Source organism: Janthinobacterium sp. BJB304, assembly GCF_002735765.1.
Taxonomy (GTDB): Bacteria; Pseudomonadota; Gammaproteobacteria; order Burkholderiales; family Burkholderiaceae_D; genus Janthinobacterium.
This window is the reverse complement of the sequence record NZ_PDZN01000008.1, coordinates 197,019-219,158: the sequence shown is the minus strand read 5'-3', so window position 1 is coordinate 219,158 and position 22,140 is coordinate 197,019. Positions and strand designations below refer to the sequence as shown.

The following is a 22,140-nucleotide window of genomic DNA, read 5'->3' as shown; positions in this document are numbered from 1 at the left end:
GCCGGAAAAGCATAGCAATGTGCTCCTGAAGAAGCGCCCAAGAACGCCTGAATCATTCTTCAGGTTGCGTGCGCGCGCGGTGTGGCGCGGTAAAATGCAAGGATGGAAAATGCGGGAAAACACAGCACAATGGGAAAGGCAGGCATGAGAATCCTCCTGGTGGAAGACGACCGCAAGGCGGCGCGCCTGCTGGCCCGTGGCTTGCAGGAAGAAGGCTTTGTCGTCGACGTGGCGCACAGCGCGGAAGAGGGCGAGGACGAAAGCTACGCCGTCGACTACGACGCGATCGTGCTGGACTGGATGTTGCCGGGCAAGCAGGGCATCGATTTTTGCCGCGATTTGCGCGCGCGTGGCATCCAGACGCCCGTGCTGATGCTCACGGCGCGCGATGCCACGGCCGACCGCGTGGCGGGCCTGAACACGGGCGCCGACGATTACCTGACCAAGCCGTTCGAATTCGAGGAGCTGCTGGCGCGCATCCGCGCCTTGCTGCGCCGCTCGGACATCAGCCGCCCGCTGGTGCTGGCGCTGGCCGACCTGACGCTCGATCCCGTCAGCCACCAGGCGACGCGGGCCGGCGCGCCGCTGGTGCTCACGCCCAAGGAATACGCGATTCTGCTGATCCTGCTGCGCCAGGCGGGCGAGGTGGTGAGCCGCGCGCGCCTGGCCGAGCAGATCTGGCAGGCGGACCTGATCGGCATCGACAACCTGATCGATGTCCACGTGCGCAACCTGCGGAGCAAGGTCGATGCGCCGGGCTTGCCGCCCTTGATCCACACGGTGCGCGGACGCGGTTTCCGCCTGGCGGAAAACCATGGTGGCTAGCTTTCGCAAGCGCCTGCTGCTGGTGCACCTGGCCGTCATCCTCGCCATCGTCGCCTGCACGGCGCTGGCCGGCTACTGGGGCCTGTCGCGCGCCGTGCATGGCCAGCTCGATGCGGCCCTGCTGGCGCTGGCCGAGACGGAAATGGCCATGCTGCCGGCCGCGCCGCGCCAGCCCGTGCAGGTGCATGAGGTGGCGCCGGGCCTGGCGCCACCGTCGTTGACGCGGCTGGACCGCCTGGTGCAGATCATCGATGGCGAAGGCCGCGTGCTGGCGCGCAGCCGCAACCTGGAGGCGGCGCAGTTGCCGGCGCCGCCCGCCCTGCTGGCGCGCCTGGCGGCCGGCGAGACCGTCTTCGAAACCCTGCCCAAGTTCGGCGAGGAACCGCTGCGCATGGTCTCGATTCCCGTGCCCTCGTCCGGCGCGCGCCTGGCGGTGCAGGTGGCCGGTTCGCTCGACGACACCAATCACGTACTGGCCGCGGCCACCGTGCTGTTTGGCGCCATGGCGCTGGCCTTGCTGGCGGCCGTGGGGCTGGCCGGCGAAATGCTCACGCGCCGCGTGCTGGGCGCCATCGACGACGTGGTGGATCAGGCGCATTCGATCGGCGAAGCCAGCCTGCACCAGCGCCTGCCCCATCCCGGCACGCAGGACGAGATCGGCCGCCTGGTCGATACCCTGAACGCCATGCTGGACCGCCTGGAACACGGCTACGATGCGCAGCGCCGCTTCACGGCCGACGCTTCGCACGAATTGCGCTCGCCCCTGTCGCGCCTGCGCACGGAAATCGAAATCACGCTGCGCCGTCCGCGCGAAACGCCCGAGTATGTCGATGCGCTGGCGTCCTGCCTCGATGAAGTGCAGCGCCTGACGACCCTGGTGGAAGAACTGCTGATGCTCACGCGCCTGGACGTGGGGCAGGAGCGCAATGCCGTGGAAACCATCGCGCTCAATCCGCTCGTGCGGGCGGCCGCGCAGCGGCTGGAAAAGCCGGCAGCGCAGCGCGGCATCCGCATCGTCTTCGATGACAGTGTGGCCGTGCACGCACGCGTGGCGGCCGGCCCCGTGGACCTGGTGCTGGCCAATCTGCTCGATAACGCCGTGAAGTTTTCGCCGCCAGGAAGCAGCATCACCGTGCACGTGGCGCGCGAGGGCGAACATGCACTCGTCGGCGTGGCGGACGCGGGCCCGGGCATCGGCGTGGAAGACTTGCCGCATCTGTTCGAGCGCTTTTACCGGGGCGCCCAGGCGCGCGCGGGCGAGGCGCCCGGCTTCGGCCTGGGCCTGGCCCTGTCGCAAGCCATCGTGCACGCGTACGGCGGCAGTATCGAGGCGCAGAACCGCCCGCAAGGCGGCGCCCTGTTCCTGCTGCGCCTGCCCGCCTCAAGCTGAAGGCGCCACGCCTTCCCAGCGCACTTGCCGCACTTGCGGCCAGGCGCCTGCGCGGTTGACGAAGCGCACCAGCACGGCGCGCTGCACGGCCTGGCACAGCACCGTGGCGATCAGGCGCACCACCTGCTTTCCTTCGTCCCAGCTGCGCAGCATCTGCGACGGCGCCAGGCCCGCGCCCTTGAGTTCGGCCAGCAGCAGGCGCGCGACGTGGTCCGCTTGCGCCGCAGGGCAGGTGACGGTCAGGCGGTAGGTGGCCACGACAGGGCCGCGCCGGGCAAACCAATGAAAGAATTTTTTCATCATCACACTCCCCGCTCGGCGACAAATTCCGCGTTGTTCACCAGCGCCCAGCGCACGGCCGAGACGCTGCCTTCCAGGCTGACCTGGCTGACGATCTGCTCCAGCAATCCCAGGCTGGACAGGGGCGTGAGCAGGTCGGCGCGCACTTCGATGCGCCCGGCCTGCGCCGCATCCTCGCTGTGCAAGGATTGCAGCATCAGCGCCGGCATGCCGCTGATCAAGCGCAGCATCAGCTTGCGCACCTGCACTTCCTGCTCCGCCTCGCACACGGCCGTCACGCGGTAGATGCTTTCCGTCTCGATGCCCGCTTCGCTGCCATGCGCGTTGATCCGTTGCGCCAGGTGGCGCAGCACCAGGTTGGCGATGAGCACGAAGCCCGTGCCGATGGCCGCTTCGAGGGCAAACCCGAGACCGCACAGGATGCCGATGGCGGCCGAGCACCACAGGGTGGCGGCCGTATTCAAGCCGCGCACCGTCATGCCTTCGCGCATGATAACGCCGGCGCCCAGAAAGCCGATGCCCGACACCACCTGCGCGGCGATGCGCATATGGCCGGAGGCATCGCCTTCGAGCACGGAAACCATCACGAACAGCGAGGCGCCGACGGACACCAGCGCATTCGTGCGCAGGCCCGCCATGCGCTGGCGCAGCTGGCGTTCGGCGCCGATCATGGCGCCCAGGGTCAATGCCGCGGCAACGCGCAGCGCAAAATCAAATACCACCATCAGTTTCTCCCGGCTGGGGAGGAACAGGCGAGTGCAAGGGCGAAGACAATCCGCCCGCAAGGGGGCAGCAGACGATCACGGTGGAACGATGAGGGGGAAGTGGCGGCGAGAGAGTACTGCCGCTGGTAAAACCGCACCTTGCCGAGGGCAGGGCGGGCGGAATGCGCGCGTCTTGCCTAAGGCCGATCGCCGATGGTCAATCGACTACTGTCACTGGAACAAGCACCCACGAGTCACTCCATATCATTGATAACGGGGACAGTCTAGCCAGTGGGGCTGCTTTGGTCAACTGAAGCTCTCTTCAGGAAGCCGCCGCGTCGTCCCCGCCAATGCGGGGACGGTGAAGGCGACCGGTCGATCAGTGGGCGTGCGCCTTGCCGCCGTCGGCGGATTCGGCGTGCGCATGCTCGCCGCCGCCGAAAAAGCGCGCGGCGCGCTTGCCCAGGCTATCCAGATAGGTGTAGGCGACGGGCACCACCACCAAGGTCAACAGGGTCGAGGTGATGACGCCGCCGATGACGGCGCGGCCCATCGGCGCCTGCGATTCGCCGCCGTCGCCCATGCCGATGGCCATCGGCAGCATGCCGAACACCATCGCCAGGGTCGTCATCAGGATGGGGCGCAGCCGCACTTGCCCCGCTTCCATCAGCGCCTCGAACTGCCCCAGGCCTTCGCGCTGGCGCTGGTTGGTGAAGTCGACCAGCAAGATCGCATTCTTGGTGACCAGGCCCATCAGCATGATGAAGCCGATCACGGAGAAGATGTTCAGGGTGCTGCCCGTGATCAGCAGCGCGGCCAGCACGCCGATCAGCGACAGCGGCAAGGACACCATGATGGCGATCGGCTGCAAAAAGCTGCCGAACTGCGAGGCGAGCACCAGGTAGATGAAGATCACGGCGATCCCCAGCGCCATCATCGCGCCGCCCATGGTCTCGGCCATCTGCTGCGCATTGCCGGCCACGTCGAAGCGCACTCCGGGCGGCAGGTCGATGGACTTGATGGCTTTCTGCACATCGGCGTCGACGTCGCCGGCGGGCCGGCCCTGCACGCCCGCATAGATGGCGACGCGGCGCTGCAAGGCCTGGCGTTTCAGCACTTGCGGGCTGGAAGACGGCACGAAGTCGACCACCTGGCGCAGCGGAATCATGATCGGCTTGCCATTCGCATCGAGCTTGCTCGACGCCAGCGACAGGTCGGCCAGGTCGGCCACCTTCTGGCGGCCCGATTTGGGCAGCTGCACGTTGACGTCGTAGTTCTGCCCGTCGGACGCCAGCCAGTGGCTGACCGTGTCGCCCGCCACGAACGGACGCAGGGCATTGCCGATCTGCTGCACCGACAAGCCCAGGTCGCTGGCCAGTTCGTTGTTGATCTTCACGGTGGTCGACGGATTGGCGCCTTCCTGGCTGTATTCCATGTCGGCCAGGCCCTTGATGTTGCGCATCTTGTCCATCAGGGTGTGCGCCACCGCATCGAGCTTGCCTTCGTCCGTGCCGAGGATGGCGATGAAGATGGGGCGCTGGCCGACGGACAGGGTGATGCCAGCAATCGGCGCCAGGCGTTCGCGGATCAGTTTTTCCAGTTCCTGCTGCGAGCGGCGCTTGTGTGTCTTGATGTCCGTCAGCTTGAGGTTCACCTCGGCCGTGTTGCGCCCATCGGGCGTGCCGATATTGGCCACCAGGCTGTCGATCTCGGGAAATTCCTTCAGCGCCGTTTCGATCTGGCGCACCTTGGAATCCGTGTATTCGAGGCTGGAGCCGACGGGCGTCTTGAAGCGCAGGTTGACCCAGCCCTGGTCCGTTTCCGGGAACATCTCGCCGCCGATCATGGGCACGAGCATCAGGCTGGCCGCGAACAGCGCCACGGCCGTGGCCAGCGTGGTCTTGCGCCAGCGCAGGGCCACAGCCAGCACCTTGCCGTACCAGACGTGCAGGCGGTCGATGCCCGTTTCGATCCAGGCCATGAAGCGGCCCAGCCACGGCGCGTACTTGAAGCGGTCCTTGACGGGGTCGCGCCAGACGGACGACAGCATGGGGTCGAGCGTGAAGCTGACGAACAGGGAAACGAGCACGGCGACGGCCACGGTGATGCCGAACTGCAGGAAAAAGCGGCCGATGATGCCGTCCATGAAGGCGACGGGCACGAACACGGCGACGATGGCGAACGTGGTGGCCATCACGGCCAGGCCGATTTCATTGGTGCCGTCGTTGGCCGCCTTGTAGTGGTTCTTGCCCATGCCAAGGTGGCGCACGATGTTTTCGCGCACCACGATGGCGTCGTCGATCAGCAGGCCGATGCACAGGGACAGCGCCATCAGGGTCAAAAAGTTCAGGGTGAAGCCGAAGGCCTTCATGGCGATGAAGCTGGCCAGCACGGAGATCGGCAGGGTCAAGCCCGTGATGATGGTCGAGCGCCACGAGTGCAGGAACAGGAAGACGATCACCATGGTCAGCACGGCGCCTTCGATGATGGTGCGCTTGACGTTATTGAGCTGGCTTTGCACGCGTTCCGATTCGTCATCGAGCACGCGCAGGGTGATATCGGGCGGCAGGGTCTTTTGCAGGTCGGCCGCCACTTTCAGGATGCCGGTGCCCACTTCGACCACGTTGGCGTCCTGCACCTTGGTGATTTCCATGGTCACGGCTTGCTGGCCGTTCATGCGCGAAATCGACAGTTCTTCCTGCTCGCCGTCGACGACGGTGGCCACCTGGTCCAGGTACACGGGACCGACGGCGCGGCGCGCGACGATGATCTTGCCGAATTCGCGCGCATCCTTGATCTTGCCTTCCACGCGCACCAGCTGCTCTGCCGCGCCATGGCTGATGGAGCCGGCCGGCAGGTTGGTATTCGTCGCCTGGATGGCGCGGATCACTTCATCGACGCCGATGCCCTGGGCATTGAGTTCGATCGGCTTCATGCTGATGAGGATCTGGCGCGCGCGCAGGCCGCGCAGCTTGACTTGTCCCACGCCGGCCACGCCCTGGAAGCGCTTGCTGATGATCTGCTCCGTCATGGTCGACAGCGCGCGCAGGTCATGCCCGCTGGAGGTCAGCACGATGGTGGCGATGGGGCGCTCGTTGTCGCCTTCGGCGCGGGCGATGAACGGGGCCTTGGCTTCTTTCGGGAAGCGCGGGCGCACCAGGGCCACCTTGTCGCGCAAGTCCTGCATGGCCTTGTCCATGTTCGTCGACAGCTCGAATTCCAGGTAGACGCCGGCGCGTCCTTCCCACGAGTTGGCGCGGATGGTCTTGATGCCGCTGACGGTGTTGACGGCGTCCTCGATGGGGCGCGTGATGTCGTTTTCCACGGCTTCGGGCGAGGCGCCCGGATAGTTCACTTCAATGGCGGCGAACGGGAACTGCACGCTGGGCATGCTCTCCACGCCCAGTCCACGGTAGGAGAAGATGCCCAGCACCACCAGCGCCACCATGACCATGGTGGCGAAGACAGGGTTTTGAATGCTGACTTTGGTCATCCACATGGCTTAATCCTTCCGTGCCAGCACGGCCGCCGGCGCAGCGGGGGCGGGGCCGGTGGCGGGCGCGGCGAAGGTCACGCCGTGGCCCGGTTTCACGCCATCGAGCTTGGCGACGATGACTTTCGCGCCCGGCACCAGGCCCGACTTGACCTCGGCATAGCCTTCATCCTCGTTGCGCAGTCCCAGTGTGACGGGCTGCGCGACCACCTTGTTATTCACCAGCGCATACACGACGGGGCCCTGCTTTTCGTTGCGCACGGCCGTCAAGGGCACCAGCGGCGCCACGGCCGAGCGTTCGGTGACGATGCTGCCCTTGGCGAACATGCCGCCGCGCAGCGCGCCATCGCCATTGTCGACGGCGATGTAGACGAGCATGGCGCGTGAGCCGCTCTCGGTGGTGGGGTTGATGCGCGTGACCTTGCCGGCGAAGTCGCGCGCGCCGAAGCCGTCGACCTTGAAGCGCACGTCCTGGCCCAGCTTGATGCGGGGAATCTCTGCGCTGGGCACGGGCGCTTCCAGGGTCAGCTGGGCCAGGTTGACGATGGTGTAGACGGGCATGTCGGGCGAGACTTTTTCGCCGGCCTGCAGATGGCGCTTGCTGACGATGCCGGCCATCGGCGCGCGGATCACCGTGTCGGCCAGCGCGATGCGGGCGATGTCGACCATGGCGGCGGCGGACTTGACGTTGGCGCGCGCCAGGTCGACGGAATTCTGCGTCGTGTCGTAGGCCGTCTGCGAAATGTATTTTTGCTTGAGCAGCGCCTGGCTGTTCGCCTCATTCTTGGCCGCCATGGACAGGCGCGCCTGCGCTTCGTCCAGCATGGCTTGCTGCTGCGTCAGGCGGGCGCGCAGGTCGGCCGCGTCCAGGCGCACGAGGACTTGCCCGTTGGCTACTTGCTGGCCTTCCTGCAAGGTCGTTTCCTGGATCACGCCGGAAACCTTGGCCTTGATGGTGGCCTGGGTCACGGGGGCCAGCGAACCGGACAGGGGCAGGCTGATACTGAGGGCGCGCGCATCGATGGCGGCCACGTCGCCCTGCGCCAGTTCATGCACGGGCGTCTTTTCCTGTTCCTTCTTCTTGCTCGCTTGCTGTTCGGCAACTTTGGCTGCCTGCTGCTTCGATTGCATCACCGTCCAGCCGCCGCCGGCCAGGCCCAGCACGACGAGGATCAAGAGGGGCGTGCGCCAGCGTCGGCGGCGCGTGGCGGCAAGGGGAGAGGCGGGGGGCAGGGTCTCGTTTTTCATAGGTTTTTTTTCAGGAGCGGCGCAGGGCTTCGGCGCCAGGTCTCGGTGCGGCCGGCCTGCGGCAGGCCGGGGGAATTCGGGTAGCGCATCACCGTGGCGGCCGCAGACGACACGCCTGCCGCTGCGGCCGTTCACGGCGATGCGCATGTTGCCACTTTAGGAAGATTCAAGTCCGGCCGCCATCGCCGTGCGACAGATTGCACAAAATCGGGGCTGGAATGCAAAAAACGGCGACCAAAGACCACGGCCAGCATGCGCGCCGTCCACGTCACGATGCTTGCGCCTTCTCAAGAAGCCGATTCGCCGGCGCGCAAGAATGGTCGGGATGGTTGCGCCACCGGACAGGCCATTTGCCCGCCGGTTGCCGCGCGGCCACGTCACGGGGGGCCTGATGTCTGATCGGATTGTCGGAGCCGCCCCGTCGCCGGGCCGTTTGCTGGCTGCGGCCGAACCGCAGGCGGGGCCGGCCGGCAAGGCGCTCGACTTGCTGTCCATCATCGTTGCCGCCGTCGAGCAGGCGCCCGGCCTGGCCGTGCGCGGCATCGACCGCGACGGCATCGTGCGCTACTGGAGCGCGGGTGCGGCGCGCCTGTATGGCGTGGCGGCCGAGCTGGCGCTGGGCCAGCCGTGGGCCAGGGTGGCCGCTTCGCTGCCCGGTGCCGCCACCCTGGCCGAGGAGGTTAGCGGCGAACTGGCGGCCGTGTGGGAGAGCGGCAAGGCGCGCGGCATGCGCCTGTGGAAACTGGACGCCGACGGGGCCGCGCCGCGCTGCATCTGTTCCACCGTGTTTCCGGTCATGCAGTCCGGAAGGGTGCGGCAAGTGGTCTGCATCGATGCCGACATCACGCCCAGCGGCCAGGATGGCGCGGCGCAGGGCACCCTGCTGCTGATGGGAGACAATTTCCGCCAGCTGTACGAGAAGTCGGCTGACGCCATCGTGCTGCTGCGCGACGAGCACATCGCCGAAGCGAATCCGGCCGCCATCGCCCTGTTTCAATGCGAAGACCGGACACGCCTGCTGGGGCGCCGCCTCAGCGACTTTTCGCCCTTGCGCCAGCCCGATGGCGCATTGTCCTCGTTGCGCGGCACGCAGCTGGCGGCGCAGGCCCATGCCGACGGCAACTGCCGCTACGACTGGCGTTACCAGACGTGCACGGGCCAGCTGTTCTGGGGCGAAGTGCTGCTTACGTCCGTCACGCTCGACCATAGCTATCTGTTTTACGCCGTGATCCGCGATATTTCCTCACGCAAACTGGCCGAGCGGGCCCTGTACCTGTCGGCGCAGGTGGTCGAGCATGCGCGCGAGGCCATCGTCGTGATGGACCCGCAGCAGCACGTCGTCAGCATGAATCCCGCGTACAGCGAGATCAGCGGCTACAGCCTCGACGACATGCTGGGCAAGCCCTTCGTCCCGCACGGCGTCGAGCCGGACGTGCCCGCATTTTTCGACCACGTGTGGGACGAAGTCGATGCCAACGGTTACTGGCAAGGCGACATCGTCGGCCAGCGCAAGGCGGGCGGGCGCTATCCGGCCTGGCTGTCGCTGACGGCCATCCGCGACCCGCAGGGGCAATTGAGCAATTATCTGGCCATCCTCAGCGATATCAGCGAGCGCAAGAAAAGCGAGGAGCACACGCGCCATCTGGCCGAGCACGATTTCCTCACCGACTTGCCGAACCGTGTGCTGCTGCTCGACCGGCTGTCGCTGGCCCTGGCGGCCGCGCGGCGCAAGCTGAGCATGCTGGCCATCCTGTACCTGGACCTCGACCATTTCAAGCACATCAACGACAGCATGGGCCACCACGTGGGCGACCTGCTGCTCAAGGAAGTGGCGCGGCGCCTCGTGCGCTGCGTGCGCGGCGTCGATACGGTCAGCCGGCATGGCGGCGACGAGTTCGTCATCATCCTGGCCGAGGTGGGCGGCATCGACCAGGTGGCCCACGTGGCGGCCAGCCTGCTGCATGCCGTCACGCAACCCTATCAGCTGGGCGAGTACGAATTGCATGTGTCGACCTCGATCGGCGTGGCCATCTTTCCCAGCGACGGCGACAGCATCGATAGCCTCGTGCACAACGCCGACATCGCCATGTACCACGCCAAGGAAAGCGGGCGTAACAATTTTCAGTTTTTCAATGCCGAGATGAATGCGCAAATCGTCGAGCGGGCCAGCCTGGAGCAGGGCTTGCGCGAAGCGCTGGGCCGCGACGAGTTCGTGCTCGAATTCCAGCCCGCGCTCGATGTCGCCAGCGGGCAAATCCTCGGTGCCGAAGCGCTGTTGCGCTGGCGCCACCCGCAACTGGGCCTGCTGCCGCCCGAGCGCTTCATTGCCGTGGCCGAGGAGTGCGGCTTGATGGTGTCGATCGGCAACTGGGTGCTGCAGCAAGCCTGCCGCCGCGCGCGCGCCTGGCACGATGCGGGCCATGCCTGGCGCGTGGCCGTGAATCTGTCGCCGGCGCAGTGCCTGCACAATGACTTATTGCTCAGCGTGCAAGAGGCGCTGGCCGTGTCGGGCTTGCCCGCCGCCTGCCTGGAGCTGGAAGTGACGGAATCCTTGCTGATGAAGGGCGGCGCGCGCCTGGCCGGCGTGCTGGCCCAGCTGCGCGCGCTGGGCGCCAGGCTGGCCATCGACGATTTCGGCACCGGCTATTCGCGCCTGGCCAATCTGCGCCATTACCCGGTGGATCAACTCAAGATCGACCCGTCGTTCCTGCCGGCCGCGGCGGACGGCGCGGCCAGCGAGTCCGACACGGCCATCGCCGCCACCATCATCGCCATGGCGCGCGAGCTGCAATTGACGGTGATCGCCGAAGGCGTGGAAACGGCGCAGCAGCTGGCGTATCTGCGGGGGCAGGGCTGCCAGCAATACCAGGGGCGCTTTGCCAGCGCGCAAGTCGCGGGCAGCACGCTGGCGAAGTTATTGAATTAGTCAATGTTGCCCAGCAGCTTGATGCGTGCCAGCACCTGGCCATGGTCGGAGGCATGCGGCAAGCCCAGCAGCAAATGGTCGTTGAGATACGTCACTTCCTGCAGCACGCCGATGGCGCGCGGCGAGGCGGGATGAAAATGTTCGGACACGAGGATATGGTCGATCGTCATGTAGGCGCTGTCGTGGATATTCGTGTAGCCCGCGTGGCGCAGGGCATCCTGGCGCAGGGCGATGGCGTTGGCGTCGTACAGGCGCGCGCGCATTTCGGCACCCGGTTCGCACGGCGCGCCGGCGCCCATGACGATGGCCGTCGTGACGGCATTGGCGATGTCGTTGAAGTCGCCCAGCACGATGCGGGGACGGCCAGTGTGGCCCAGTTCGCTTGCCAGCACGCGCAGCGCCACGGCTTCCGCGCCGCGCCGCTGCAGCGAGCGCAGGTTGGCCAGCGCGTAGGCGATGGCATCGTTGCCGTCGCCATGGCGGTAGTCGGGCCGGCGCGATTTCAAATGCACGACGACCACGTCCGTGAGTTGTCCGCCCGGCAAGATGACCTGGACATGCAGTGGAGCGCGGGCGAAGCGGCAGGCGTTGTCGTCGGCGGGCTGCCTGTCGGCGGACACGGTCACGCCGGCGGGAAAATTCGCCCAGGCAACACCGGCACCGGCCAGCGGCAGGCGCGATACGAGCGCCACCGTGGGCAGCATGCGTCCGGCAATATCCATCGCATCGTAGCCGGCCAGCGTGGCTTCGCGGTAATGGCGCGTGCGCGACAGCACGTCGCGCAGGGCTGCCTGCGAGAAAATTTCCTGGAATCCGATCACGTCGGCGTCGAGCAGGTCGATCTGCCGCGCCGTCCATTCCGCCTTGGCCTCGTATTGCGCCGGGCTCAACGGTTCCAGGTTGTCATACAATTTCGCCCCGGCGGGGGCGAGGTTGCAGACATTGAATGTGGCAAAGCGGATTTCTTCCTGCATAATTAGCACTCCTCACTGAACGATCAGCGTATCACGCATGGCTAAAAAAGAGCATATTTCCGAAACCCAGGCGACGCAGCTGCTGCGCAAGCATCAAGTTTCCTTCGAAGAACACCCGTATCCTTACGAGGAGCACGGCGGCACCAGCGTCTCGGCGCGCGAATTGGGCGTGCCGGAACACGCGGTGATCAAGACCCTGGTGATGCAGGACGAGGCGGCCAAGCCGATGATCGTGCTCATGCATGGCGACTGCAAGGTGTCGACCAAGAACCTGGCGCGCGGCATCGGCTGCAAGTCCGTCGAGCCGTGCAAACCCGAGGTGGCGCAGCGCCATTCCGGCTACATGATCGGCGGCACCTCGCCGTTCGGCACGAAGAAAGCCATGCCCGTCTACGTGGAAGCGTCGATCCTGGAATTGCCGCGCATCTACATCAATGGCGGGCGGCGTGGTTTCCTCGTCTCGCTGGCGCCGCAGGTCTTGCTCGACTTGCTCAAGGCCAAGCCGGTGCAGTGCGCGCTGCAAGATTAAGAAAACCAGACGCCACCCTGTCCCTGGACTGGACGCTGGTGTATATTCTGCTGCGCCAGCCTCGATGCTGGTGCAATAAACACAATAAAGGGAAGAAATGAATCCAGTAATCACAACCGTGGCAATGACAGTGGCCGCTTACTTGCTCGGCTCGATATCGTTTGCCGTGGTGATGAGCAAGGTCTACGGCATTGCCGATCCGCGCACCTATGGCTCGAAAAACCCGGGCGCCACCAACGTGCTGCGCAGCGGCAACAAGGGCGCGGCCATCATGACCCTGCTGGGCGATGGCGCCAAGGGCTGGCTGGCCGTGTTCCTGGCCGACCATTTTGCCAGCGCGCTGGGCGTGGGCGACACGGCTGTGGCCCTGGTAGCCATCGCCGTCTTCCTCGGCCATTTGTGGCCTGTGTTTTTCCGCTTCGTCGGCGGCAAGGGCGTGGCCACGGCCCTCGGCGTGTTGCTGGGCATTAATCCCTGGCTGGGCCTGGCGACCCTGGCCACCTGGCTGATCATCGCCTACGCCTTCCGCTATTCCTCGCTGGCGGCGCTGGTGGCGGCCCTGTTCGCGCCGTTTTACTATGGCTTGCTGTTCGGCGTCGATCCCATCTTGCTGGCCGTCATCGTCATGAGCGTGCTGCTGGCCTACCGCCACAGCCAGAACATCGCGAACTTGCTCTCTGGTAAAGAAAGCAAGATCGGCGGCAAGAAGGATGGGGCCAAGGCGCCCGTGCAGAAAAAGTAAGCGCTTGATTTCCCGCGGCCCGCACGCATATGCTGTGCTTGCGGCGCCGCGCGGTGCGGCCGCCACCGACTCGCGCAAAGGCTGCCCACCATGACCGTTTCCACCTCCTCCGCCACACCCACCCCGATCCGTATCGATTTCGTTTCCGACGTTTCCTGCCCCTGGTGCGTGGTGGGCCTGAAGTCGCTGGAGCAGGCGCTGGCCAAGCTGGACGGCACCGTCCAGGCCGACATCCACTTCCAGCCTTTCGAACTGAACGCCAACATGCCGCCCGAGGGCGAGGATATCGGCGAGCACATCGCCCGCAAATACGGCTCCACCCCGGAACAGATGGCGCAGTCGCGTGAAGCGATCCGCGCGCGCGGCGAGCAGCTGGGCTTTACCTTTGCCATGGACAAGCGCGGGCGCATCTACAACACCTTCGATGCGCACCGTCTGCTGCACTGGGCCGGACTGGAAGGGCGCCAGAAGGAACTCAAGATGGCGCTGTTCGATGCCTACTTCACGCAAGGCCAGGATCCGTCCTCGCACGAGGTGCTGCTGGCTGTGGCGGGCAAGGTGGGCCTCGATACCGCGAAAGCAGCCGAAGTGCTGGCGTCCGATGCCTATGCGGACGAGGTGCGCGCGCAGGAGCGCTTCTACCAGCAGAACGGCATCAATTCCGTGCCCGCCGTCATCATCAACGAGCGCCACCTGATTTCCGGCGGCCAGCCGCCCGAAGTGTTTGAGCAAGCCTTGCGCCAGATCATCAGCGGCGCCTGAACGGGGCGCCAATGGCGCGCGCCATGGCAGACTTTTTGCGCTACACTCGGCGCAGAAGGAGGATAGTCAAATGCCAACAGCCAGATGGAATGGCGCCGTCATCGCGCAAGCCACCGATGCGCAGGTGCAAGTCGTTGAAAACAATGTGTATTTTCCTTTGTCCAAGGTGACGCAGGAGTATCTGCGTCCCAGCAGCCACACGAGCGTCTGCCCGTGGAAGGGCACGGCCAGCTATTACGACCTCGTCGTCGATGGCCAGACGAACGCCAACGCCGCCTGGTACTATCCCCAGCCCAAGGATGCCGCCAAGCAAATTGCCGGCCACGTCGCCTTCTGGCACGGCGTGAGCGTCGAGCGCTGACCTGACGCCCCCTATTTCCTGACAAAGAAAGCAGACGATGGATTTACGCCTCGCCGTGTACCAACTCGCCTCGGCCCATGCGCTCGATGCCCAACAAACCCGGCAGTTGCAGGAAGCGGCCGGCTTCCAGCGCGAACCGGCGCGCCTGGCCTACTGGCTGCCGCGCGGCGTGGCCGTGCTGGGCGCCGCGCTGCTGGGCATGGGTCTGATCTGCTGGGTCGCCGCCAACTGGGAAGACCTGGGCCGCATGGGCCGCTTTGCCCTGCTGCAAGGCGTGCTGGCCGCCGCCTGCGTGGGCGCCTTCGCCGTGCCCAAGGCGCGCATACCGCTGCTGCTGATGGCCTTGCTGGCCATCGGCGGCCTGTTCGCGTATTTCGGCCAGACCTACCAGACGGGCGCTGATCCGTGGCAGCTGTTCGCCCTGTGGGCTGTGCTGGCCTTGCCCCTGTGTTTAGTCGCGCGCAGCGACGTGTTGTGGACGCCTTGGATGCTGGTGCTGGCCACGGCCGCCGCCCTGTGGATGCAGGCGCATGCGCGCCACAGCTGGCGCATCGATTCGGCCGATCTGAGCATTTTCGTCAGCGGCTGGCTGGCCGTGCTGCTGGCCTGTGCGTTTGTCTCGCCCCTGCTGGCGCGCTGGACGGGCGCCGGTGTCTGGGCCTTGCGCCTGGGTCTGGTACTCGCCACCATCCTTATCACGGGCACGGCCGTCAGTGCCCTGTTCGGCAATGAGATCGAATCGCCGTACTGGGCCGGTCTCGGCTTGCTGGCCGTCGCCGCTGTCCTGCTGGCCACGCGTCGCTACTTTGACGTGTTCGGCCTGAGCGCCGTCGCGCTCGGTATCAATACCTTGCTGGTGGGAGGGCTGACGCACGTGCTGTTCAACGGCCATGGCGATGGCGTCGGCGCGCTGGCCATGCTGGGCTTGCTGGCTGCCGTGCTGCTGGCGCTGACCGTGCAAGGCATTCTGTGGCGCACGCGCCAGGAGGCGGCATGAGCAAGATGAACACTCAGCGCGACGATGCGCTCGCCGTCCTGATTGACGACGCCACGCGCGCCGGCCTGTTGCCGCCCAACGCCAGCCGCCCCGTGCAGGATGTACGGCCGTGGCCGCTGGTGCTGATGACGGCTTTCGGTGCCTGGCTTGCCGCCATCCCGCTGATGATCGCGCTGGGCGTGGGCCTGGAAAGCGTCGTGCGCCACGGTCCCGGCGCGTATGTCGTGGCCGCCATCGTGCTGGTGGTGTCCGTGCTGCTGATCCGCACGCGCGGCGTGGCGCTGTTTGTCGAGCAGCTGGCCGTGCCCTGTCTGCTGGTGGGCGGCGGCTTGCTCGGCTACGCCTTGTACCGCGACTATTCCACGCAGACGGCGTCGCTGCTGTTGTGCCTGGCAACCCTGGTGGTGGCCGCCGCCTTGCCGCGCGACTGGCTGCGCGTGCTGCTGGGGCTGGTCGCCTGCGGCTTGCTGGGGCTGGGCATCGTCGACAGCACGCGCGACTGGATATTCGACAATGATCCGACGCAACTGTATCTGGCCTGGATGCTGGCCCTGGCACTCTGGCTGGCCGCCCACTGGCTGCAGAAGCAGGCCTTCAACGATGGCCGCGGCGCCCCCGTCGCCGCCTTCCTGGAATCGCTGTCGACGGGGTGGGTCCTGGCCATTTTGCTGGGGCTGGTCTTCTGGTCCGGCATGACCTTCATGCTGGGCAGTGCCTTGGGCGGCGGCTTCACGGGCGAAGTGGCGCGCGAAGTGAGCCGGCACCATGCCGGCGCATGGTATACGCAGGCCTTGAACGGCGTCTCGCTCGTGCTGGCCACGGCGGCGGCCGCCTGGACGGGCTGGCGCTGGCCGGCGCTGCGCCAGTTGCCCGCCATCGGCGTGGCGCTGGTGCTGATCGTGCTGGCGTGGTTCATGCCGGCGCTGGGACCCGTGCTGCTGATTCTCGCCTACTGCGTGACGAGCGGGCGTACACGCGTGGCCGTCGCGGCCGCGCTGGCGGCGGCGTGGATCATCGGCAGCTTTTATTACCAGCTGGCCTGGCCGCTGGCCAGCAAGGCGGCGCTGCTGGCCGTGGCCGGCGCCGTGCTGTGCGCGCTGTCGTGGCTGGCCACGCGCGGCGCCGTGCTGCACCTGGTGGAAAGCAAACCGGCGGACGTGGCGGTCGAGCGCCGCTTCTTGCGCCTGGGTGCGCTGGGCGGCTTGCTGCTGGTGCTGCTGGTGGCCAATATCGGCATCTGGCAGAAGGAGCAGCTGATCGCCAAGGGCGAGGCCATCTTCGTGGCGCTGGAACCCGTCGATCCCCGCTCGCTGATGCAGGGCGACTACATGCGCCTCAATTTCGTCAACCTGGGTGTCCTCTCCACGTTGGCCAGCGTGGACAGGGCGCCGGGCCGGCCCCTCGTGGTGGCCCGGCGCGATGCGCGCGGCGTGGCCGAACTGCTGCGCCCGTACACCAGGGAGGCGCTGGCGCCCGGGGAATTCCTGCTCGAGCTGACGCCGAAGGATGGCAACTGGGTACTGGTCAGCGATGCCTGGTTCTTCAAGGAAGGCGAGGCGGCGCGCTGGGAAAAGGCCCGTTACGGCGAGTTCCGCGTGCTGCCCGATGGCCGCGCCTTGCTGGTGGGCATGCGCGGGGAAGATTTACAGGCGCTGTAGCCGCTTGATTGAACAAACCCAATGGCAGAATCCGGGGTCGTACCCTCAGGGTACGACCCCAGTCTTTGCTCCTGGGGTAGCCGCATCCTGTAAAATTGCCCGATGGATAATATTACGCATTCGGTCATCGGCCTCGGGGTCGGCGAACTGGTACACCGCAGCCTGCCGCCCGAGCCGCAAGCCCCCGCACAGCGCACCCGGCGTGCGCTGTTTCTGTTTACGGCCTGGTTGGCCAGCAACGCCCCCGACCTGGACCTGGTCCTCACGAAACTGCTGCCGCGTCCGTTCGGCTACATGCTGCACCACCGTGGTCACACGCATACCTTGCTGCTGGCCTTGCCGCAGGCGCTGCTGTTGCTGGCCCTGCTGTGGCTGTTGTGGCCCGGCGCGCGGCGCTTGCTCAAGGAGAGCGTGCCCGCCCGCGTCGGCCTGGCGGCTTGTCTGCTGCTGGGATTTTGCTTGCACATGGGCATGGATTTCCTCAATTCCTATGGCTTGCACCCGTTTTATCCGTTCAACAGCCGCTGGCTGTATGGCGACATGGTCTTCATTGTCGAACCCATGTTCTGGGTGCTGCTAGGCGTGCCCGTGATCATGTCCTTGCGCTACGGTATCGTCAAAAGCGTGCTGCTGGCCGGATTGGCGGCGGCCCTGTGCTTCTTTACCTATAAAACCTACCTGGCGCCCGCCGCGCTGGCCGTGCTGCTGACGCTGGGCCTGGTCCTGGCCGTGCTGCAAGGGCGGGCCGGCGAGCGGGGGCGGGGACCGCTGCTGTTGGCTTTCACGCTGGCCGCCACGTTTATCGGCACGCAGGGCGTGGCGTCGGCCATCGGCCGTACGCGCATCGAGGCGGCCGTGCAGCGGCTCGATCCGGGCACGCGCGTGTGGGACGTGGCGATGACGGCGTTTCCCAGCAATCCGCTATGCTGGATTTACGTTTCGCTCGACAGCAAGACGGACGTGTACACCCTGCGGCGCGGCACCCTGAGCCTGCTGCCCGCATCGCTGGCGCCCGCCGCCTGCCCGGCCGGGCTGGCTGAAACCAGCAAGCAAGGCCGGCAACTGGCGCCCGGCATCGCCGTCTCCGCCCAGGCGGCGGGCAGCCTGGCCGCTCTGCGTGCGCTGCAGGAAGAAAATTGCTATGTCGACGCCTGGTTCCGCTTTGCCCGCATGCCCCGATTGAATGCCGACAAGCTGACGGACGTGCGTTTCAACCCCGGCATGTTGCCCAATTTCACGACCGTCGAGCTGCAGCAGTTCCGCGGCCGGCCATGTCCCGCCTATGTGCCGGGCTGGGACCGCCCCCGCGCCGACATGCTGGCGCCGCCGCAAGCGGCGCGCCCGTAGCGGATTTGTTGCCTTGTGGAAAAATATCATGTGTGCCCATACTTCTCTGTCGCCCAGCATGCGACAATTATCAATTCAGCATGCATGTCATTGAGTTAGGATTATCTTGGAAGAGCAACACGCCTTACCGTATCTGCGGGAAACCCTGCTGTTTCTCGCCCTGGCCGGGATTTTTATTCCGCTATTGCAACGCCTGAAAGTCAACCAGGTGCTCGGCTTCCTGGCCGTGGGCGCCCTGTTCGGCCCGTTCGGCTTCGGCCTGTGGGCCGGCGACTTCCCATGGCTGACGTATTTTTCCTTCGTGCGCGCCGAGCAGGTCAGCGGCCTGGCCGAGCTGGGCGTGATGTTTCTGATGTTCATGATCGGCCTGGAACTGTCGACGGAACGGCTGTGGGCGCTGCGGCGCTGGGTGTTCGGCGCGGGCGTGGGGCAGGTGGCCGTCAGCGCCTGCCTGATCGGCGGCGTCGCGTATTACTTCGGCCTGTCGCTGGAAGCGTCCATCGTGCTGGGCCTGGTGCTGTCGCTGTCGTCCACGGCCGTGGTGATGCAGCTGCTGACGGACCAGCGCTCCCTGCAGACCCCGGCCGGCCAGGCGGGCTTTTCCATTCTGATGTTCCAGGATTTGATGGTGGTGCCGCTGTTCATCCTGATCGACGTGTTCGCCAGCGGGCGCAGCGACGACCTGGCGTATCTGCTCAGCTTTGCGGCCGTGAAATCGGCCGGCGCCATCCTGCTGATCTATCTGCTGGGACGTCGCGTGATCCGTCCCCTGTTCCAGTTTTTCGTCAAGAAACGCCAGCCTGACGTGTTCATGGCATTGACCCTGCTCAGCACCCTCGGCATCGCGGGCCTGACGTACCTGGCGGGCTTGTCGATGGCGCTGGGCGCCTTGCTGGCCGGTCTACTGCTGGCGGAAACGGAATTTCGCCACGAAGTGGAAGTGACGATCGAGCCCTTCAAGGGTTTGCTGATGGGCCTGTTCTTCATGTCGGTGGGCATGCAGATCGACGTGCGCGAAATCCTCAAGTCGCCGATTCTGATCCCCCTGGCCGTGCTGAGCCTGTTTGCCTTGAAAACCCTCGTCATCAGCGTGATTTTCCGCATCGGCGGCTTTCACTGGGGGCGCGCCGTGGAAACGGGCGTGCTGCTGGGACAGGGCGGCGAATTCGCCTTCATCGTCGTCGCGTATGCGCTCGGTACCAAGCTGATCGGCCCGCAGGTGGCGCAGTTCGTCATGCTGGTGGTGGGCCTGAGCCTGTTCGCCACGCCGGCGCTGGCCAAGGCGGCGCGCGCCTTCGGCAACTGGTGGGAACAGCGCCACCACCACCAGCTGGCCGACCTGGCGCACGGCGCGCTGCCGCCGCAGGGCAGCACCGTCATCATCGCCGGTTTCGGCCGGGTGGGGCAGTTGCTGGCCAAGGTGCTGACGGAGCAGGATATCGCCTATGTGGCGATTGAAAACGATGCGCGGCTGGTGACGACCCTGCATCCGCGCGGCTTTCCCGTGTATTTCGGCGATGCGTCGCGCGCGGAACTGCTGCAAAAGGTCAATGCCGACCGCGCCGCCGCCGTCGTGCTGACGATGGACCATGCGGCCTCCGTGCTGCATGCCGTCAAATCGATCCGCCGCGAATATCCGCAGTTGCCCGTGTATGCGCGCGCGCGCGACGAGGCGCATGCCGTGGCCCTGATACAGGCGGGCGCCACCCTGGTCGTGCCCGAGGCGCTGGAGTCGGCGCTGCAGCTGACGGCCACCGTGCTGCACACGGTGGGCCTGTCGGAAGCGCGCACGACGGACATCGTGCAGGCGGAGCGCGACCGGCGCAATGCCGTGCTGCTGGCGAAAAAATTGTCGTAGGGCAAGCCTTAGTGCAAACGTGCGTATCGCCGTGCTTTGTCAATTATCTATACAATAATAGTATATGAGCACACTACCCACATGAAAGCCGCGACGAAGAGCGGCGCGGCACCCCTGACGCCGCAGCAACTGGCGGCGCAGGAAACGCAACAGAAATACGGCAAGCCCGAGCGGGGCTGGCGCGAGCGGGTGTACACCGTCATTTTCGAGGCGGAAACGCGCACGGGCCGCGCTTTCGACCTGCTGCTGATCGCCGCCATCCTGATCAGCGTGACGGTGGTCGTGCTCAGCAGTGTCGCCTCCGTGGCCGAGCGCTACGGCACCTGGCTGACGGCGCTCGAATGGTTTTTTACCATTTTATTTACCATCGAATATTTCGCCCGCCTGTCGTGCCTGCAGCATCCGGTGCGCTACGCCAAGAGTTTTTTCGGCATTATCGACTTGCTGGCCATCGTGCCGACCTATATCGGCTTGCTGCTGCCGGGTGCGCACGTGCTGATCGACGTGCGCATTTTGCGGCTGCTGCGCATGTTCCGTATCCTCAAGCTCACCTCGTATGTGCATGAATACACGGTGCTGGGGCGGGCCTTGCTGGCCAGCCGGCGCAAGATCCTCATTTTCTTGTCTTTTGTCATGATGGTGGTCTTTCTGCTGGGTACTGTGATGTATGTCGTGGAAGGGCCGGATAACGGCTTCAGCAGTATTCCCACGTCGATTTATTGGGCCATCAGCACCATGACCACGGTCGGTTTCGGCGATATCACGCCGCGCACCGACATCGGGCGCACCATCGCTTCGCTGATGATGCTGCTCGGCTGGGGCATCCTGGCCGTGCCTACCGGCATTATCAGTGCCGAAATGACGGTGCAGCGCAGCTCCAAGCTGGTCACCACGCGTACCTGCCCCACGTGTCTGAAAGAAGGGCTCGATGACGATGCCAATTTCTGCAAGAACTGCGGGGTCGATTTGCCGCCGCTGGCGCGCGATTAGCGTATAGACCATACATAGACCATATTTACTTTACTTTGTTAAGGCCAACATGATTCCAGTTCGCCTGATCGCGACGGGCAAAGCCTTGCCGTCGCATAGTGTGACTTCCGCCAGCCTGGACCTGAAATTGGGGCATCCGGATGGCTATACCCTGCGCAAGAGCGGCGTGCTGTCGCGCTTTGTCGCCGCGCCCGATGAATCGCAAAGCCAGCTGGGCGCCGCCGCCCTGCTCGACGCGCTGAAGAATGCCAGCCTGCGTCCGGCCGACATCGACTTGCTGATCTGCGCCTGCGGCGTGCCCGAGCAAGCCTTGCCGAATACGGCCTGCTTCGTGGCCGAACATGCCGGTTTGCCGCCAGGCACGCAAAGCTTCGACGTCAACGCCAGCTGCCTCAGTTTCATGGCCGCCTTCCGCGTGGCCGCGTCCATGCTGGCCGGCGGCGCCTACCGCCGCATCGCCATCGTCTCGTCCGACCTCGCCTCGCGCGGCGTCGACTGGAGCGAACCGGAAGCGTCGATGATCTTTGGCGACGGCGCCGCCGCCGTCATCGTCGAGCGCGGTGACGGCAGCGCCGGCATCCGCGCCTACAAGATGGGCACGTATCCGGAAGGGCGGCGCTACTGCGAAATCCGCGGCGGCGGCACCGAGCGCAACCCCCGCAACGGCTGCGAACCGGGCGACTACCTGTTCCGCATGGATGGCAAAGCCGTGTTCCGCCTGGCCGTCAAGGTGATGCCGGATTTCCTGGCGGAACTGATGGCCGAATCGGGCGCGGGACTGGAAAAAATCGACGTGGTCGTGCCGCACCAGGCCAGCCCGCTGGGCCTCGCGCATGCGGCGCGCATCCTCGACGTTCCCGATGCTAAAATCATCAAGATCTTTGAAACGCATGGCAACCAGGTGGCCGCGTCCCTGCCCACCGCCCTGCACGAGGCGGTGATGACGGGGCGGGCCGTGGCAGGCCAGCGTTTGCTGATGATGGGTACGGCCGCGGGCCTGACCATCGGCGGCATGATTCTTGACCTGTGAAGGTGG

18 protein-coding genes are annotated in these 22,140 nt (G+C 65.7%); 13 read left to right on the top strand and 5 right to left on the bottom strand.

Annotated elements, in window-relative coordinates:
- The first annotated feature begins 144 nt into the window (after positions 1 to 144).
- On the top strand, positions 145 to 825 hold the full coding sequence (locus tag CSQ95_RS12055; RefSeq protein WP_070312291.1) for a response regulator transcription factor: 681 nt from the start codon (positions 145 to 147) through the stop codon (positions 823 to 825).
- Positions 818 to 2,215 (top strand): cell wall metabolism sensor histidine kinase WalK, encoded by a 1,398-nt coding sequence (locus tag CSQ95_RS12050; RefSeq protein ID WP_180279044.1) that lies wholly within the window; start codon positions 818 to 820, stop codon positions 2,213 to 2,215. Before CSQ95_RS12055 ends, CSQ95_RS12050 begins: the two co-directional genes overlap by 8 nt.
- On the opposite strand, the gene CSQ95_RS12045 is transcribed toward CSQ95_RS12050, so the two are convergent.
- From CSQ95_RS12045 to CSQ95_RS12030, 4 genes are all read right to left on the bottom strand, one after another.
- Positions 2,207 to 2,518, bottom strand: a complete 312-nt coding sequence (locus tag CSQ95_RS12045; protein ID WP_143449955.1) for a hypothetical protein — start codon at positions 2,516 to 2,518, stop codon at positions 2,207 to 2,209. The two genes, CSQ95_RS12050 and CSQ95_RS12045, sit on opposite strands and share 9 nt — an antisense overlap.
- A complete protein-coding gene (locus CSQ95_RS12040; RefSeq protein WP_070223069.1) occupies positions 2,518 to 3,240 on the bottom strand; it encodes an MgtC/SapB family protein in 723 nt (240 codons plus the stop codon). The genes CSQ95_RS12045 and CSQ95_RS12040 overlap by 1 nt, the downstream gene beginning before the upstream one ends.
- A 358-nt stretch (positions 3,241 to 3,598) precedes the next feature.
- Positions 3,599 to 6,718 carry an efflux RND transporter permease subunit gene (locus CSQ95_RS12035; protein ID WP_099409687.1) on the bottom strand — a complete coding sequence of 1,040 codons (3,120 nt, stop codon included), beginning with the start codon at positions 6,716 to 6,718 and terminating at the stop codon, positions 3,599 to 3,601.
- A 3-nt stretch (positions 6,719 to 6,721) separates the two neighbouring features.
- Positions 6,722 to 7,960: an efflux RND transporter periplasmic adaptor subunit gene (locus tag CSQ95_RS12030; RefSeq protein ID WP_099409686.1), complete on the bottom strand. Its 1,239-nt coding sequence runs from the start codon at positions 7,958 to 7,960 to the stop codon at positions 6,722 to 6,724.
- A 391-nt stretch (positions 7,961 to 8,351) separates the two neighbouring features.
- On the opposite strand from CSQ95_RS12030, the gene CSQ95_RS12025 reads away from it, so the two are divergent.
- On the top strand, positions 8,352 to 10,886 hold the full coding sequence (locus CSQ95_RS12025) for a bifunctional diguanylate cyclase/phosphodiesterase (RefSeq protein WP_099409722.1): 2,535 nt from the start codon (positions 8,352 to 8,354) through the stop codon (positions 10,884 to 10,886).
- On the opposite strand, the gene CSQ95_RS12020 is transcribed toward CSQ95_RS12025, so the two are convergent.
- Positions 10,883 to 11,860: an endonuclease/exonuclease/phosphatase family protein gene (locus CSQ95_RS12020; RefSeq protein ID WP_099409685.1), complete on the bottom strand. Its 978-nt coding sequence runs from the start codon at positions 11,858 to 11,860 to the stop codon at positions 10,883 to 10,885. The genes CSQ95_RS12025 and CSQ95_RS12020 overlap by 4 nt on opposite strands.
- A 37-nt stretch (positions 11,861 to 11,897) precedes the next feature.
- Between CSQ95_RS12020 and ybaK the strand changes: the two genes are divergently transcribed.
- From ybaK to CSQ95_RS11970, 10 genes are all read left to right on the top strand, one after another.
- Positions 11,898 to 12,389: a Cys-tRNA(Pro) deacylase gene (gene ybaK, locus CSQ95_RS12015; protein WP_099409684.1), complete on the top strand. Its 492-nt coding sequence runs from the start codon at positions 11,898 to 11,900 to the stop codon at positions 12,387 to 12,389.
- A gap of 97 nt (positions 12,390 to 12,486) precedes the next feature.
- Positions 12,487 to 13,131 (top strand): glycerol-3-phosphate 1-O-acyltransferase PlsY, encoded by a 645-nt coding sequence (gene plsY / locus CSQ95_RS12010; protein ID WP_230502228.1) that lies wholly within the window; start codon positions 12,487 to 12,489, stop codon positions 13,129 to 13,131.
- Between the two features lie 90 nt (positions 13,132 to 13,221).
- Entirely contained in the window at positions 13,222 to 13,893 is a 672-nt protein-coding gene (locus CSQ95_RS12005) for a DsbA family oxidoreductase (protein ID WP_099409682.1), read from the top strand.
- Positions 13,894 to 13,963: 70 nt separating this feature from the next.
- Positions 13,964 to 14,254, top strand: a complete 291-nt coding sequence (locus tag CSQ95_RS12000; RefSeq protein WP_099409681.1) for a DUF427 domain-containing protein — start codon at positions 13,964 to 13,966, stop codon at positions 14,252 to 14,254.
- A 37-nt stretch (positions 14,255 to 14,291) separates the two neighbouring features.
- The gene (locus tag CSQ95_RS11995) at positions 14,292 to 15,251 is read left to right on the top strand and encodes a DUF2157 domain-containing protein (protein WP_099409680.1); all 960 of its coding nucleotides are present in this window, start codon (positions 14,292 to 14,294) and stop codon (positions 15,249 to 15,251) included.
- Positions 15,248 to 16,909 carry a GDYXXLXY domain-containing protein gene (locus CSQ95_RS11990; protein WP_257218034.1) on the top strand — a complete coding sequence of 554 codons (1,662 nt, stop codon included), beginning with the start codon at positions 15,248 to 15,250 and terminating at the stop codon, positions 16,907 to 16,909. The genes CSQ95_RS11995 and CSQ95_RS11990 overlap by 4 nt, the downstream gene beginning before the upstream one ends.
- A gap of 102 nt (positions 16,910 to 17,011) precedes the next feature.
- Positions 17,012 to 18,256, top strand: a complete 1,245-nt coding sequence (locus CSQ95_RS11985; protein WP_099409679.1) for a metal-dependent hydrolase — start codon at positions 17,012 to 17,014, stop codon at positions 18,254 to 18,256.
- A gap of 106 nt (positions 18,257 to 18,362) precedes the next feature.
- Positions 18,363 to 20,114: a cation:proton antiporter gene (locus tag CSQ95_RS11980; protein WP_070287752.1), complete on the top strand. Its 1,752-nt coding sequence runs from the start codon at positions 18,363 to 18,365 to the stop codon at positions 20,112 to 20,114.
- An 81-nt stretch (positions 20,115 to 20,195) separates the two neighbouring features.
- The gene (locus tag CSQ95_RS11975; RefSeq protein WP_099409678.1) at positions 20,196 to 21,104 is read left to right on the top strand and encodes an ion transporter; all 909 of its coding nucleotides are present in this window, start codon (positions 20,196 to 20,198) and stop codon (positions 21,102 to 21,104) included.
- A gap of 49 nt (positions 21,105 to 21,153) precedes the next feature.
- A complete protein-coding gene (locus CSQ95_RS11970) occupies positions 21,154 to 22,134 on the top strand; it encodes a 3-oxoacyl-[acyl-carrier-protein] synthase III C-terminal domain-containing protein (protein ID WP_099409677.1) in 981 nt (326 codons plus the stop codon).
- The last annotated feature ends 6 nt before the right edge of the window (positions 22,135 to 22,140 follow it).